This is a genomic window from Gluconacetobacter brunescens, from assembly GCF_048695475.1.
GTDB lineage: Bacteria > Pseudomonadota > Alphaproteobacteria > Acetobacterales > Acetobacteraceae > Gluconacetobacter.
The window spans coordinates 1,576,230-1,591,557 of record NZ_JBLHEN010000001.1; the positions used below are offsets into that span (position 1 = coordinate 1,576,230).

The window sequence follows — 15,328 nt, forward strand, 5'->3', positions numbered from 1 at the left end:
CTTCTTCCTTGAAACAATGCCGCTGAACATCCGATGCCACAACGGCTTGCGGGATATTTCGACCTCGTCCATGGCGATCCGATGCGACGATTTAACTTGAGACAATAAATTTTATGCAGAAGATAATCCCACACGAAATTCCGATCTAATAACGAAATATTTCCATGCATGCCCTACGGCCGACGGTCATTCACCGCCTGGTCCCCGGACGTGACAACGGGGCATTCCAGCCGCCTCTTTCCATCGGCTGCCAGACGCACATTCGGGGCGTCAAGCCGCTCGCGATCCCACAGGCGGCATGTCACCTGCTTGTGCTTCTGATCGAGCCCTTCGCAATAATTGGTATAGGTGCAGACGCGAACGCACCCGCCTTCGCCCTTGCGAATCTTCTCCAGCCAGTCCGGATCGGCCATGAACTGCCTGGCGCTGCCGACGATATCGCAGACATCGCTCCGCAGCATTCGCTCCGCCCTGTCGAGGGAGTGCACGCCGCCAGCGCAGACGACCGGCAAGTCGAGCCCTGCCACGCGCAAAGCCGACCGGATACGCCGCGAGGCCTCGATGTTCCGCCCGAACGGTCCCCGCTCGTCGGAAATCGCATGGGGAATACACTCGTAACCACTCGGTCCCGTGTACGGATAGGCGGCCTCGCCGATTTTTGGCTGGGCGGCATCGTCAAACTTGCCGCCCCGCGAAAGCGACAGAAAATCGAGCCCGGCCTCGCCAAGGCGGGTAGCGATCCAGATCGCCTCCTCGACCGTCGTGCCGCCCTCGATACATTCGTCGGAGAGCATCCGGCACCCCACGGAGAAGCCGTCGCCGACTGCCTGGCGTGTTGCACGAATGACGTCCACGGGCAGGCGGACACGTCCTTCCAGCGACCCGCCCCATCCGTCGGTTCGGGTATTTGTCGCGGACAGAAACGACGCCATCGTATAGGCGTGGGCATAATGCAATTCGACGCCATCGCATCCCGCCGCCTCCGCCCGGCATGCAGCCCGCGCGAAAAGTCCGGGCAGATGCAGGGGCAGGTCGCGGATGGCGGCTTGCGCGATGTCGGTCACGCGCTCGCGCGCGCCCCAGTTCAGATCGCGCCATTCGCTGGCCGACAGGACTTCGCGCAGTTCTTCCGGCGGCAGCGCGGCAAGACGCGCCCGGACATCCGTATCATCCCCCGTACCCATAGCCTTGCGATGTTCGTCGCGCAGGACGAGGAAGTCGGAGAAATAACGACGAGGATCAGGGCGACGGCGAATGGCGAGGAAATCGATGATCTGGATAAAGACCCGTGTCTGCCCATCACTGGCCGCACGGATCGCGCGCACAAGCCGGCTCAATCCTTCGATAAAACGGTCGTCCGATATGCGCAGAAGTGGTCCGCTTGGGATATCCCTGATGCCGGATGCCTCGATGACGATCGCACCCGGTCGCCCGAGGGCGATCCGTTCGTACCAGGCGAGGGTATCCTGCCCGACGGACCCGTCCGCCTCGGCGCGCCAGCTCACGACCGCCGGAAACCAGCTGCGCGTGTCAAGCGATAATCGTCCGGCCCGAAGGGGCGAGAAAACGCGCGCGCGAGACACCGCCTCGGGAGTGGACGGCACGACCGGGTCTGGCAACCATTGGAGGCGCGGGGCCGGCTTCCACATCTTGCGCTCCTTTCAGGCAGTCGTCGAAATGCCCGCTATATTTACGGTATGATCGCTGTCGCCTCGATCTCGACCAGCGCCTTCGGTTCGACAAGGCGGACCACCTGCACAAGAGCCATGGCCGGAAAATTCTTTCCCATGATCCGCCGGTAAATCACCCCCAGCGGCCGAAGCTGACTCGTATAGGCCTCGATATCCGTCACATACCATGTCAGGCGTACGAGATGTTCAGGATGCGCCCCGCCTTCGCGCAGAAGACAGGCGATATTCTCGAGCACACGCGCGCACTGGGCCAGGAAACCGTCCTCCATCGTCCCGTCCGGACGGATGCCGATCTGGCCGCCTGTGACCAATATGCGTCCCGTCGCACTGACCGCATGGGAATAGCCGCGCGGGGGCGCCCATCCTTCCGGCAGAAGAGCGCGGTGTCCCGATCCGTCCATTTCCCTGACATCCATGATTTCGTACCCGTCGTTCTGTTTCTCATTTTCCGCAGCAGGATCAGGTGACTTCACCACCGGCTACTGGCAGGGCGATGCCATTGATCGCCCCGGCGTCGCGTCCGCACAGAAATGCAACCGCGACGGCCACCTCATCGACCGTGTTCAGGTGGCCGCGCGGATTGAAACGTGCGAAATCGGTGCGTACCGCCTCAGGATCTCGTCCGGTCTTTCCCGCTACCCGCGCAATGCTGTCGGCGACCAGGTCGCTGTCGGTAAAACCGGGGCAGACCGCGTTGATCGTCACACCATGCCGCGCATATTCCAGCGCAAGCGCGCGGGTCAGGCCCAGCAAGGCATGCTTGGCCACGACATAGGGCGCGACATAGGCATATCCCTTGAGAGCCGCGGTCGAAGCGACATTCACGATACGCCCGCCCCCCCTGCCAACCATGCCCGGCAGGACCTGATGACACAGCCAGACAGCCGAAAGGGTATTGAGCGTGAAGGCATTCCGGAAATCATCCGTCGTGGTCTGGATAAAAGGGGCGCTTGCACTTCCGCCTGCGTTGTTGACCAGCACCTCGACCTCGCCCGCCTGCGCCACGGCCGCATCCAGCGCACGCTGCATCGAATCTTCCGACGTCACATTCCCCACGACGGCCAGAGACGCATCTCCAGCCTCGACGACGTGATCGAGCGTCGCACGATCACGTCCAAGGATCGTGACCCGGTCGCCGGCATGCGCGAAATGGCGCGCGATGGCGCGTCCAATCCCGCGGGACCCGCCGGTGATCATTACATGTCTTGGGTTCATTCCGTCCCCTCAGCGCATCACGCAGGATGTATCTTATGCATAAAATATATTGCCATCAACACCAATCGGGATTTTTTCGGTCAGGCTCTAAATTTGTTTGACTCGGCAGAATCCTCAACTCAACATTGCCATCGATCAAAAGACGATACAGCCCGGACAGGTCGGCATGACAGATACCGGTTGCTCATCCGCGGGTCTCCGCGCCGGTCCGGATGAGCCGCAGCCATCAGCATTGACCTGGTCCACCATCGCCTTGTGCGGCAGCGTCATCTGCGCGGAAGGCTATGACATGGGCATCATGGGAGGCGTGCTGCTCGTCTTTCGCAGGACACCGGCCTTCGCCGCCGATGCCACCACGCTCGGCGCCGTTTCCAGCGCCGCACTGGTCGGGATGTTCATGGGGTCGCCGCTAGGCGGCAGGCTGGCGCAGCATCTGGGCCGCAAGCCCGTCCTGATCGGGGCCTTCGCGCTGTTCTGCGTGGCGACCCTCGCCTGCGCATGGGTTGCCACGCTCCCGGCCCTCGCCCTGTGGCGCGCGATCGCGGGCCTGGGCATGGGGGCGGCGCTTCCCTGCGCGGCTGCGCTGACAACGGAACATTCTCCACCCCGTCATGCCTCGCGCAATTATGCCATCATGTATTCCGGCTACAGCATCGGCATGCTTTCCGCCGCCTTGATCGCCATTCCATTTGTCAGGTCCGGCAACTGGCATACCCTGTTCCTAATCGGCGGCACGCCCTGCGTGCTTCTACCGGTGCTGGTCGCCTTTCTGCCCGAATCCCCCGCGTTTCTGCGAACACGCCAGGTGGCTTCGCGCAGGGTCTTTTCTCCCGCTGCCAATGGAGGCCTGCATTCCCGGCGCGCGCTCCGGGCGGGGTGCAGTTTCAGCGCGACGCTGCTGATCGGCCTGTTTCTCATCTATGGGCTGGGCACATGGTTGCCGACGCTGCTAGCCATGCAGGGCCGGGGAATCGGATCAAGCCTGCGTTTCCTGGCGATGTTCAGCCTGTCCAGCGCATTCGGCGGCGTTGCCTGCGGCTGGCTCGCAGACCGTTTCGGCACACGGCGCATTCTTTTCCTCTCCTTTCTCAGCGGCGCGCTCGCGACGGTCTTTCTTCGTCACCCCATGTCGCCGGGCCTGACACTCGCGGCTGTCTGCGTTGCCGGATATGCCTCGGTAGCCAGTTCCCTCGTCCTGACGGGCTATGCCGCATCATGGTTCCCGCCGCACAGCCGGGCCGCGGCGATCGGCCCGATCCTGGGGATTGCCCGCCTTGGCGCGATCGGGGGGCCGTTCATTGCCGGCGCCATCCTCCAGCTCACCTCGGGCAACATCGCCCGTGTCGTCGAATGTTTCGCCGCCCTGTTCACCCTGTCGGCCTGCCTCTGCCTTTTCATCCCCCAGCAACAACAAGATTTGACGAAACGCCCCTCATGAGCCACGCTTCGACCCGCTACGATACGGTCCTTGTCGGCAGCGGCATCAACGCCCTCATCTGCGCCCTGACGCTGGCCGACGCGGGCCAGAAGGTCCTGGTCCTCGAACGCCGCGCAAAGCCCGGCGGATGCGTGGATACGCAGGAAGCGACGTTGCCCGGCTTCCGCCACGACATGATGGCCATGTCCTGGCCCCTCTTCGTCACCTCGCCGCATTTCCCGCGCTGGGAAGCCGAACTGCGTGCGCTCGGTGTCGCTTTCGTCAATGCGGAATGGCCCACCGCGACCGTACTGCCCGACGGCAGGAGCCTGATCCTGACGCGTTCGCGACCGGAGAACGTCTCGCGCCTCAATGCGGTGTCGGAGGGAGACGGCACGGCCTATGCCTTGGCGATGGACGACCTGCTGGCGCATGCGCCTTTCGTCTTCGGGATGCTGGGCAACGCTCCCCTGGGCGCCCAGGCCGGACTGACGGCCTGGCGGGCCCTGCGCCGTTACGGAATCGGCGGCATGCGCGCCCTCGCCCCGCCCCTGCTCGAACCGATGCGCGCATGGCTTGAGCGGGATTTCCGCTCCGATCTGACGCGCGCGCTCCTCGCGCCCTGGATCCTGCATGCAGGGCAGTCGCCTGATGAACCGATGTCGGGCCTGATCGGCAAGGCGATCACCCTGTCCATCGAGGCCGCCGGCGCCCCCCTCGTCGCCGGCGGCGGCGACGAACTTGTCAAGGCCCTGATCCGCATGATCGAAAAACGCGGCGGGACGGTATCGTGCGCCGCCGAGGTCACGCGTGTCCTGCATGACGGGCGACGGGCGCGAGGCGTCTGCCTTGCCGACGGGCGCCGCTTCGCGACCCGCCGCGTCGTCTGCGACGTCACGCCCGGCCAGCTTTACGGGCGGCTGCTCGACCCCGGAGCAAAGGCGCTGGACACGGCCCGCCGCCATGCCTCGCGCTATCGCTACGGGCGGGGGTGCATGCAGATCCACCTGGCATTGGCCGCCCCGCCCGCCTGGCAGGATCCGGCGCTGGGCGGGGTCGCGCTGCTGCACATCACGCCGGGGCTGGACGGCGTCCTGCGCGCGACCGGCGAGGCACAGCGCGGCCTGCTTCCGGCGGAGGCGACGATCGTGGTCGGGCAGCCCGCCCATGCCGATCCGTCCCGCTGCCCCGCCGGCCGTTCCATCCTGTGGATCCAGCTTCAGGAACTGCCGTTCGCCCCGATCGGCGATGCCGCCGGTACCCTGGCATCCTCATGTTCCGGCCAATGGACGGCGGAACTGGCCGAAGCCTATGCGGACCGCATCATTGCGCGCCTGGAAACCCATATTCCGGGCCTGCGTGGGCAAATCATGGCGCGGGCCATCCTGTCTCCGGCCGACCTTGCCGCGCGCAACGTCAATCTCGAACAGGGCGATCCCTATTCCGGTGCCTGTGGAATCGATCAGTTCCATCTCAACCGTGGGATTCCGACGGAAACGAATTACCGCACAGTCTTGCGTGGCCTGTGGCGGATCGGCGCATCGACGCATCCCGGCCCTGGTCTTGGCGGCATGTCGGGTTATCTGGCCGCGCAGGAAATCCTGTCGCGCACCGCCTTCCTCGGCCGGATGCTCGGCCGGGCATCGTCCTGACGGCACGGCCGTCGGGCGGCGAGGCGTCGGCCATGCCCCCCGGCAGTCGCCTCCGCTATCCGTGGCGACGGGGGCGGCCCCGCTGGCGAAGGATCTGCTCCTCCGCGAAACCACGTTCTTCCTGACGGGAGAGCGCGAAAAGGCCGGGCCCCATCGTCGCGGGCAGGCGTGGCGCCTGCACGCCGTAGCGCCCGTAACCGCGCAGCACGAGGGACGGGTCGGCGAGGAACGGGCGCCCGAACGCCACCAGATCGGCGCGCCCCGCCGCCAGGATGGTATTCGCCTGGTCGATGGTCGAGATATTGCCCACGCACATGACCGGGCTATCCGCTCGGGTCCGGATCTCCTCGGCGAAGGGAACCTGGAACATGCGCCCGAAGACCGGACGCGCGCGTGGCGTAGTCTGGCCGGTGGAAACATCGACCAGATCCACCCCTGCCTCCCGGAACGCGACGGCGATCGCCACCATGTCGTCCATCGACACACCGCCTTCCTCCCAATCCGTGGCGGAAAGCCGGACGGACATCGGGCGGTCGGACGGCCACGCCGCGCGCAGGGCGTGGAACACTTCCAGCGGATAGCGCAGACGGTTGGCAAGGCTGCCGCCATAATCATCCTCGCGCCGATTGGTCAGCGGGGAGAGAAAACTCGCGAGCAGATAGCCATGGGCGCAATGGAGTTCCAGCATATCGAACCCGCAGCGCACGGCACGCCGGGCAGCGGCCACGAAATCCGCCAGCACGGCATCCATGTCCGCCCGGGTCATGGCGCGCGGCACGGCACTATGCGGGTGATAGGGGATGGCCGAAGCCGAGATCAGCGGCCATCCGCCCTCGTCGAGCGGCTGGTCCATGCCGTCCCACAGGCATTTCGTGGCTCCCTTGCGCCCGGCATGGCCCAGTTGCAAGCAGACGCGGCTTTCGCCTTCGGCATGGATGAAATCGACGATGCGTTTCCACGCTGCTTCCTGCGCGTCGGTATACAGGCCGCAGCAACCAGGCGTGATACGCGCATCGGGTGCGATATCGGTCATTTCGGTAAAGATCAGCCCGGCCCCGCTGCGCGCGAAGCCACCGTAATGCACGATATGCCAGTCATCGGGCACGCCGTCCGTCGCGCGATAGGTGGACATGGGCGAGACCACCAGCCGGTTCGCCAGCGTCATGTCCCGCAGGCGCCAGGGCTGGAGGGCAGGCACCACGCCCGGTCGTACCGGCAATCCGGCCGCCTGCTGCTCGGCCTCGAAATCCGCCTGGACCTGGGCGATGAAGGCGGGCGCACGCAGCGCCAGATCATCCCAGGTAATCGCCTTGGAACGAGTCATCAGGGAAAACGCGAAACGCGTGTCGTTCAGCATCCAGTGACGGCGCATCTGCTCGAACCAGCCCAGCGACACCTCGGCCGCGTGCTGGATACGCTCCACTTCGTCCCGCCGGTCACGCTCGAACGCGGCCAACGCGCCCGCAATGTCATCCGTCTCGATCACCGCCTTGTGCAGGGCGATGGCATCTTCCATGGCCAGCTTGGTGCCCGAGCCGATGGAGAAATGCGCCGTCGATTTCGCATCGCCGAGAAGGACGACATTGTCGAACGACCAGTGCCGGCAGCGAATCGCCGGGAACTGGCGCCAGATCGAGCGGTTGGCGATCAGCGCGTGACCGGCCAGTTCGTCGGCGAAGACCCTCTCGATATAGGCAACGTAGTCCGGTTCCGCCATGTCGGCGAAACCGCAGCGCATGAACGTCTCCTGATCGACCTCGATGACCCAGGTGCTGCGTTCGGGCTCGTACTGATAGCAATGGGCGACGAACAGGCCCTCGGGCATTTCCTTGAAAAAGAAGGTGAAGCCTTCCAGCGGACGCGTGCTGCCCAGCCAGGTGAAATGATTGCTCCGCAGGTCGATCGCGGGCTCGAAACGATCGCGATTGGCCTCGCGCGTTGCGCTGTTGATCCCGTCGGCGGCGATGATCAGGTCCGCTTCGGGGAAATCCCCGACCGACACCTGCCGGTCGAAAAGGATCTCCACCCCCAGCGCCTCCGCCCGGTCATAGAGGATTTCCAGCAATGTCCTGCGCGCGAAGCCGCAGAACCCATTGCCCGGAACGCGGAACTGCCTGCCGCGCAGCACGATGTCCAGATCGTCCCAATAAGCGAAGCGCGCGCGGATCGTCTCGTAGGACGGACGATCGGCAGCGGCGAAAATGTCGAGCGTCTGGTCGCTGAACACGACACCGAACCCGAACGTATCCGCGCGCGCGTTGCGTTCGAAAACGCGCACGCGCGCTGCCTGTCTGTCACGCTTGATGAGAAGCGCCGCGTAAAGCCCGGCCGGGCCGCCGCCGACCACCACGATATCCATGAGCGCCGTCCTTTGCATGTTCCGCGCCCCGGCAGGACGCCTGTTCCAATCCATGACGAAATATTTCGTACATAAACTTGTTAGGCAGCAATCGCCTCATGCGGACCCACCGCATGGGGCATTCTGCTCGAGGCGCGCCCTCTACCGTTCCACCAGCGCCAGGACACGCAGCGGACTGCCCGACCCGTCGCGCAGTTTCAGCGGAGCCGCCAGAACGACCGCGCCCGTGGGCGGCAGGCGGTCAAGCGCCGTCAGGCATTGCAGCCCGTAGCGACCGGCCGCATGCAGCAGCGTATGCGCGGGATAAGGCGGCGTCAGCGTGCCCCCCTGCCCCGCATCGGTACCGATCGTCTCCGTCCCGAAACCGAGGATGTCGCGCTCTTCGATCAGGAAACGGATCGCCTCGGCCGATGGCCCGGGCGTATGCGCGCCATCCGCCGCGCGATTGGCATAGGCGTCGCCCGTACGCCGCCCCCAATCCGTCCGCATCAGGACCCAGCTTCGCGCCGGAATCCGGCCGTGCTGGTCCTCCCATACCGCGATATCCGCAACAGAGAGCAGAAAATCGGGATTCTCCGCGGCCTGGGGCGCGCAATCGATGACGCAGGCCGCGGCGACAAAGCGCGCGGGCGGGATGGTGTCGACCGTGTTTTCTGCCAGGTCCCGGCCCGTGATCCAGTGCGCGGGCGCATCGAAATGCGTGCCCGTATGCTCCCCTACCGTGAAATTGCGCCAATACCAGGCCACGCCGCGCTCGTCATAACGCGAGATCAGTTCGGTGGAGAATGCCGCGGTCTGTCCGAACGGCTCGGGCAGGAGCAACGTCGGGAAATCCTCGCTGAGCGTATGCGTGAGGTCGACCACCTCGATGGCGGCCTCTGCGATCGCCTTCGCCAGTTGCTGAAGAATCGTCATGCTCAAACTCCTGCGTTGCCGAATGCGCGATCCATGCGCGCGAGCGCCATATCCAGGGCCTGGCCTTCCGGGTCCTTCAACGCATCCTCGCGCAGCAGCCTGATCCAGGCCGCCGCCCTGTCCGCGTCCGCCGGCGTGCCGGCCAGCAGGGCTTCCACCGCTCCCATGACACGGTCGAACTTGCCGACGCCCCGCGCATGGGTATCGCTGTAGCCCTTGACCAGGCGGCGGCAGCGCAGGATTTCGACCGCGAATGAAGCGTCCCGTTCCAGCGCGCACCGTACCAGCGCCAGCCATGCGTCGCAATGCGCCCGCTCATAGCGATGGCGCAGCGACAGACGCCTGAAGCGCCAGAGCCCCGCCACGACCGACAGCATCAGGAACCAGCGCAGCCGATCCGTGCGCACGCGCCAGCCCGTCTTGAGAAACGGCCCGAGCAGACGCGCGCCCAGCCGCGTCCGTTCCAGGAAGCGGCCGAGAGGCGCGGGCAGGAGCCCGAGGACCTCCTCGATACGCGGGTGCATGAACTCGGTCAGGGCCAGAGGCTGCCCGTCCTTCACACCCATCTCGCCAGCAATGCGTTCGAAACGGGAACGGCGCGTCTTGAGATCGGCGACACGGATCACGTCGTCATAAGCCATCGCGACCGCAATCTGGCGCGCGGCCTCGACCGCCAAGGCGGGGGGCGCCCCCGCAGGTGCGGCACGCAGAATCCCCTCGATCCGATCGAGATATTCGCCGCCATAGGCGATATCCTGATATTCGACGGTACGGCGCAGCCCCGCCTCCAGCATGGCATGGGCGGCCTCGGGCAGGCCCCGCGCCCGGTCGAGCAGCGCATCGAACGCCGCATGGCCCGTCGGAAGAAGCGCGGCCGGGACCTCGGCCGTCTCTTCCCCGCGCCCATCTTCCGGTTCCAGCGCGCGGCGCCGCCCCAGATCGAAAGCCGTCAGGCTGGGCCCGACACCCACACCGCCGCGCCGGATCGCATCTTCGAACGCCTCGCGGGGGAAAGGCAGCGCCCCGCTGGCGGCCAGCGCGCCGAACATGACGGCGGAAATCACGCTTCCGGCCTCCGCCGCCGCCTCTTCCATGTCGAAGGCGACGCAGTGCCGGGCGGCATAGGACGCGGCCTCCCGCACCACGCCGGAATCATGCCGGCCGTCGCCGGGCACGATCCGCTCCTCGATGGCATAATTCCGATGGGTCGAAACGATCAGTGTCGTGCGGTCCGGTGTCACCAACCCGCGCAGCATCGCGCGGCCACCCTCCATGAATTCGGAGCCGAGCACGATATCGACCTCGCCGGGCGTCGGCATCAGGGCCAGAATGGGCCGCCGCCCCGCCGGGTCCGCCGGCACGATCTCGAGATAATAGATCGTGGCCCCCGTTCTCTGCGCCACGCCAGGCACCGAGGTGGCCTGCGCGACCCACCCCGCCTGCTCGGCCATGTCCACGATCCAGTTCACCAGGACGCCACCGCCCTGCCCCCCCATGGCACAGACAGCGACCGCAATCGGCGCCTGGGCGGCCTGGGGCCTCTCCATCGATCCCTGCATGGACGGCATGACGTTCATCCTGCCCTCACGGTAATATGGCGATAGGGAAAAAACCCGTCCATTTCATCAGCTTTCACGAGAAAACGGGCCGGGCGGCCTCGCGGCGCCGCTGGAGAAAGCGGATCACGCGCGTCCGCAGCCAATGGCGTCCCCGTTCGCCCCACCCCGCATTGACGGTCACGTCGGCACGATAAAAAGATGGGCAGAGCACCGCCGCCTCGGCGACCTCGCCGCAATTGCCGCAGGCGACGCAGCTCTGGTCGATGCTGGCGACCGGATCTTCCTTGAGCGGATCGGCGGATGGCCTGACCGACAGCGACGGACAACCGGAAAGCCGGATGCACGCATGATCGCCGGTACAGACGGCCTCATCCACACCGAAACGCTCGTTGACGACGCGTTTTCCTTCCCGAACGGCCTGCTTCTTGAGAGGCTTCTCCCGTCGCTGCCGGTTCAGCATGCATTCCGACGAGGCGATGATGACTTTCGGGCCAGCCTCTTCCGTCGTCAGCGCCTCGCGCAGCGTGTCGCGCATGGTCGTGACGTCATAGGTCCGGTCGATCTGACGGACCCATTTCACGCCCACGCCCTTGACGGCTTCGGTGATCGGATGCCGTGTCGAACGCGTGGCGCTGTTCACGCGCGAAGACGGAATATCCTGCCCCCCCGTCGCGGCCGAATAGTAATTGTCGACGACGATCGTGACGTCATCGCTCTTGTTGAACACCGCATTGCCGATGCCGCTGGTCAGGCCATTGTGCCAGAATCCGCCATCCCCCATCACGGCGATGGTGCGCTTGCGCCCGCCGCCACAGGAATCGCCGCTTGTATTGAAGGCGGCCGCCGAAGCCGGTGCCAGGCCGTATCCCATCGTCGTGGCGCCGAGATTGAAGGGCGGGAGGATGGAGAAGAGATGGCAGCCGATATCGGACGCGACATGGTGCGGCCCGAGTTCGCCTTCCACCAGTTTCATGGCGGCAAAGATCGGGCGCTCCGGGCACCCCGTGCAGAAACCGGCCGGCCGGGCGGGCACGACGTCCCGCAGGGCCTCGATCAGCGGTTCCTGCGTGACTGGCGGCCGGTTGGCGGCGCGCGCCTCGTCCGTCAGCAGATGGGGCGCCCGTTCGGCAAGGATCGCGCGCAACCCGTCCGTCACCACGGCGACGGTATACTCCCCCCCCATGGGCAGTGGACCCTTGCCCCGCAGGACACAGGATATATCATTCTGGCGCAGGATCTTGCTGATCGCCTGTTCCAGGTAATCCGGCTGCCCTTCCTCGACGAGGATCACCGTCTCCTTGTCACGGCAAAAATCGACGACTTCATCATCGACCAGCGGATAGGCAACGTTCAGCACATAAAGCGGTAAAGCGCTCTCGCCGTAGAGATCGGCCAGCCCCAGCCGCTTCAGCGCGCGCAGCACGTTGTTATAAAGGCCGCCCTGCACGATAATGCCCAGGCCGCCCTCCGGATTGCCGAGGCGCTCGTTGAGCCCGTGCTCGCGGATGAAAGCCTGCGCGGCGGGCCAGCGTCGTTCCAGCTTTTCCTTTTCATGAACATAGGCCGCCGGTGGCAGGACGATCCGGCCGAGATCGCGCTTTGCCGCGCGCGTCGCCTCGGTAACAGTCATCGCCGGACGCCTGTTGTCCTTCGTTTCGAAGGCGCCGTGCAGATGGCAGCTCCGGATACGGACCTGGAGCATGACCGGCGTATTCGATGCCTCCGACAGCGCAAAGCCGGTCTCGACCATATCGACGATATGCGGCAGGGACGGACGCGGATCGAGCAGCCACATCTGTGATTTCATGGCAAAGGCGTGCGAACGCTCCTGCATGATCGAAGAGCCTTCGCCGTAATCCTCGCCTATGATGATAAGCGCCCCGCCCAGCACGCCGCCCGAAGCGAGATTGGACAGCGCGTCGGAGGCGACATTCGTGCCCGCGGTCGATTTCCACGTCACCGCCCCACGGATCGGATACATCACCGAGGCGGCGAGGGTCGCGGCCGCCGTCGCCTCGCTCGCACTGGATTCGAAATGAACGCCCAGTTCATCGAGCAGGTCGCGCGCATCGGCCAGCACGTCCATGAGGTGAGAAATCGGCGCGCCCTGATACCCCGCGACATATCCGACACCGGATTGCAGCAGAGCCTTGGTAATGGCGAGAATTCCCTCGCCATGGAAAACGTCCCCCGCGCCGAGCCGAAGGTCCTGCACCTCTCGAGCGAATGATCTTTCGGCCATCGGACGTCCCTCGCAACGATACGGATTTAGTTAATGCCTAAACTAGTTTCAGTGCAAGAGCGTTTTGAACCAGATCGTACATTATCCTTCTGGAAGCAGGCGCGGCCGGCCTGTCTCGTCGACCGCCACCATGACGAACAGCGCATCGGCGCAAAGCTGACGCGGCGCATTCCCGTGATCGCAGGCCCAGAGCTGTAGCATGAACTGCATGGAACTGCGTCCCGTCTTCACGAGTTCCGCGAAGATCTCGATTTCCTGCCCCGGATGCAGGGGTCTGAGCATCCGCAACTCCTTGACGGCAGCGACCGTCGTCAGGCCGCGTGCCCGGGCGCTGGCGGCCATGCCGGCCGCCTGATCCATCCGCGCCATGATCCACCCGCCGAAAATCGTGCCGACGGCATTGAGATCGCCCGGCATCGTCATCGTACGCAGCTTCATCTCGCCGCGAGGTTGCTCCGCCATGTCCATCGCATTATTCTCCCTCATGTCCGTCAGCGCTCCCTCGCCCCGCGCCCTTGCCCCACCCGCAGGTCGAGCGCCGATGTCTTGACCTTGCCCAGAAGGCGATGCAGCTCCCGCAGTTCCTCGTTCGTCAGATCGGCCATGATCTCATGGACCCAATTCTGATGCGCGGGAACGGTCTGAGAGAAAAGCTTCTCGCCGCGAGCCGTCATCTGGATCAGCGTGCTGCGACGGTCCGTCGGATGCGGAACCCGCTCGACCAGCCCATCCTCTTCCATCAGGTCGATCAGGCCGGTGACGTTGCCGCTCGTCACCATCAGGCGTTCCGACAGTTCGCCCATGCTCAGCACACCGTTACTGGCATCAAGCTGCGCGAGAACATCGAAACGCGGCAGCGTCGTATCGAACTCCCGACGCAGCAGCGAGCGGATGTGGCGCTCGATAAGCTGAGCACTTGTCAGCAGACGCAACCAGACACGGAGCGTCATCTTGTCGACCGGTGCGCTCCGGGCTGAGCCGGATGCTGGCTTCGATCGGGTCCGGCTAGTCGTCATCGTATAAAATACCCCAGTCAGATTGAGTCGATACCTTAGACAAAAAATACTGATACAAAAAATAAACCGTCGGGGATATAATCTCAATCATTGGCTGTAACTGACGATACCCCCTGGCAAGCTGTCGGGTCGGAGCATTGGCCACCCTGGTCGGAATGGTGCTGCTGCTCATCAAGCAACCGACAATCCGACACGAGAACAGGTCGATGATGACCGCCACGTAGAACCATCCTTCGACGAACCAGATGTTGGAGAAGTCAGCGACCCAACCCCAGTTGGGCCTGTCGGCAGTAACCTGGCGGTCCAGCACATGGCCGGCGCTCACGGAGCGCTCGCCTTGATCCTTGGCAAGACCCCCCGCGTTGGGCACGCACTCATCCCTTAGAGTCCGTCCAAGATCATACTTTATGATTACAGAGTCTTCGGAGCATCATCCGGACTGATGCCGATTGAAGGAAAGCGAGTGCGTTCTGGTCGAGGCACTCCCAATTCTTGCTCAGGCGTCGGCAGCGGTTCAGCCAAGCGATGGTGCGTTCCACAATCCAGCGCTTGGGCAACACCACGAACTTTCGGGCATCGCATCGTCGCACGATCTCGACGTTCACAGTGCGGCAGGCATGGGCCAGTCCCTGCTGGAACTTCGGCCCCTGATAGCCAGCGTCGGCGTAGAGTTTCAGAAGGAACGGATACAGTCCGAACAATGTTGCCATCAGCATGACGCCGCCGTGGCGGTCCTGGATATCAGCCGCATGCACGATGGCGGCCATCAGAAGTCCCTGTGTATCGACGAGGATATGCCGCTTCTTGCCCTTGATGGTTTTGCCACTGTCGAAGCCGGACGGGTCGATCCGGCGCCCCCTTTTTCGGCGCTTTTGACGCTCTGACTGTCAATAATGGCCGCTGTGGGGCTGGCGTCGCGATGCACCTGTTCGCGGCAGAGCACGTAAAGGGCATGGTGCAACCGCTCGAGCGTACCCTCATACTGCCAGCGGCAGAAATAATAGTTCACCGTAGCTGCGTGGCGGCAGATCTTTCGGGAGCGCGCGCCACTGGCACCCGATGCTCAGAATATACATCAGACCGTTCATGACCTCGCGTACGTTCACGGTCGCTTGTTGCCGCCCCGCTTCGCATGGGGGATCATCGTCTCGATCAGCGACCATTCCTCGTCAGTCAGGTCGCTGGGATAGCGGAGTTCGCTGCGGTCATACCGGACGCGATTTTCAATCGTCCACATCGAGCGGCCTCTCCAGATCGGGGCT

General features: G+C 64.5%; 12 protein-coding genes and 1 pseudogene. 2 read left to right on the forward strand and 11 right to left on the reverse strand.

What is annotated here, in order from left to right:
• Nucleotides 1-173 precede the first annotated feature (173 nt).
• From ACMAUO_RS07045 to ACMAUO_RS07055, 3 genes are all read right to left on the reverse strand, one after another.
• Nucleotides 174-1,505, reverse strand: a complete 1,332-nt coding sequence (locus ACMAUO_RS07045) for an oxidoreductase (protein ID WP_420356208.1) — start codon at nucleotides 1,503-1,505, stop codon at nucleotides 174-176.
• A 185-nt stretch (nucleotides 1,506-1,690) separates the two neighbouring features.
• On the reverse strand, nucleotides 1,691-2,107 hold the full coding sequence (locus ACMAUO_RS07050; RefSeq protein ID WP_420356209.1) for a RidA family protein: 417 nt from the start codon (nucleotides 2,105-2,107) through the stop codon (nucleotides 1,691-1,693).
• 43 nt (nucleotides 2,108-2,150) lie between these two features.
• Nucleotides 2,151-2,906: an SDR family NAD(P)-dependent oxidoreductase gene (locus ACMAUO_RS07055; RefSeq protein ID WP_420356210.1), complete on the reverse strand. Its 756-nt coding sequence runs from the start codon at nucleotides 2,904-2,906 to the stop codon at nucleotides 2,151-2,153.
• 232 nt (nucleotides 2,907-3,138) lie between these two features.
• On the opposite strand from ACMAUO_RS07055, the gene ACMAUO_RS07060 reads away from it, so the two are divergent.
• A complete protein-coding gene (locus ACMAUO_RS07060) occupies nucleotides 3,139-4,344 on the forward strand; it encodes an MFS transporter (RefSeq protein WP_420356211.1) in 1,206 nt (401 codons plus the stop codon).
• A complete protein-coding gene (locus tag ACMAUO_RS07065) occupies nucleotides 4,341-5,975 on the forward strand; it encodes a phytoene desaturase family protein (RefSeq protein ID WP_420356212.1) in 1,635 nt (544 codons plus the stop codon). The genes ACMAUO_RS07060 and ACMAUO_RS07065 overlap by 4 nt, the downstream gene beginning before the upstream one ends.
• Nucleotides 5,976-6,030: 55 nt before the next feature.
• Here the strand turns inward: ACMAUO_RS07065 and ACMAUO_RS07070 are convergent, their stop codons facing one another.
• The 8 genes and pseudogenes from ACMAUO_RS07070 to ACMAUO_RS07105 form a co-directional block, all read right to left on the reverse strand.
• Nucleotides 6,031-8,334: an oxidoreductase gene (locus tag ACMAUO_RS07070; RefSeq protein ID WP_420356213.1), complete on the reverse strand. Its 2,304-nt coding sequence runs from the start codon at nucleotides 8,332-8,334 to the stop codon at nucleotides 6,031-6,033.
• Between the two features lie 141 nt (nucleotides 8,335-8,475).
• Nucleotides 8,476-9,249 carry a cyclase family protein gene (locus ACMAUO_RS07075; RefSeq protein ID WP_420356214.1) on the reverse strand — a complete coding sequence of 258 codons (774 nt, stop codon included), beginning with the start codon at nucleotides 9,247-9,249 and terminating at the stop codon, nucleotides 8,476-8,478.
• 2 nt (nucleotides 9,250-9,251) lie between these two features.
• Entirely contained in the window at nucleotides 9,252-10,817 is a 1,566-nt protein-coding gene (locus tag ACMAUO_RS07080) for an indolepyruvate oxidoreductase subunit beta family protein (protein WP_420356215.1), read from the reverse strand.
• A 64-nt stretch (nucleotides 10,818-10,881) separates the two neighbouring features.
• Nucleotides 10,882-13,050, reverse strand: coding sequence for a thiamine pyrophosphate-dependent enzyme (locus ACMAUO_RS07085; protein WP_420356216.1), 2,169 nt, complete (start codon nucleotides 13,048-13,050; stop codon nucleotides 10,882-10,884).
• Nucleotides 13,051-13,131: 81 nt separating this feature from the next.
• The gene (locus ACMAUO_RS07090; RefSeq protein WP_420356217.1) at nucleotides 13,132-13,512 is read right to left on the reverse strand and encodes an acyl-CoA thioesterase; all 381 of its coding nucleotides are present in this window, start codon (nucleotides 13,510-13,512) and stop codon (nucleotides 13,132-13,134) included.
• A gap of 29 nt (nucleotides 13,513-13,541) precedes the next feature.
• On the reverse strand, nucleotides 13,542-14,000 hold the full coding sequence (locus ACMAUO_RS07095; protein WP_420356218.1) for a MarR family winged helix-turn-helix transcriptional regulator: 459 nt from the start codon (nucleotides 13,998-14,000) through the stop codon (nucleotides 13,542-13,544).
• A gap of 55 nt (nucleotides 14,001-14,055) precedes the next feature.
• Nucleotides 14,056-14,436, reverse strand: a complete 381-nt coding sequence (locus ACMAUO_RS07100) for a hypothetical protein (RefSeq protein WP_420356219.1) — start codon at nucleotides 14,434-14,436, stop codon at nucleotides 14,056-14,058.
• A gap of 28 nt (nucleotides 14,437-14,464) precedes the next feature.
• A pseudogene (locus tag ACMAUO_RS07105) lies at nucleotides 14,465-15,303 on the reverse strand (IS5 family transposase).
• Between the last annotated feature and the right edge of the window lie 25 nt (nucleotides 15,304-15,328).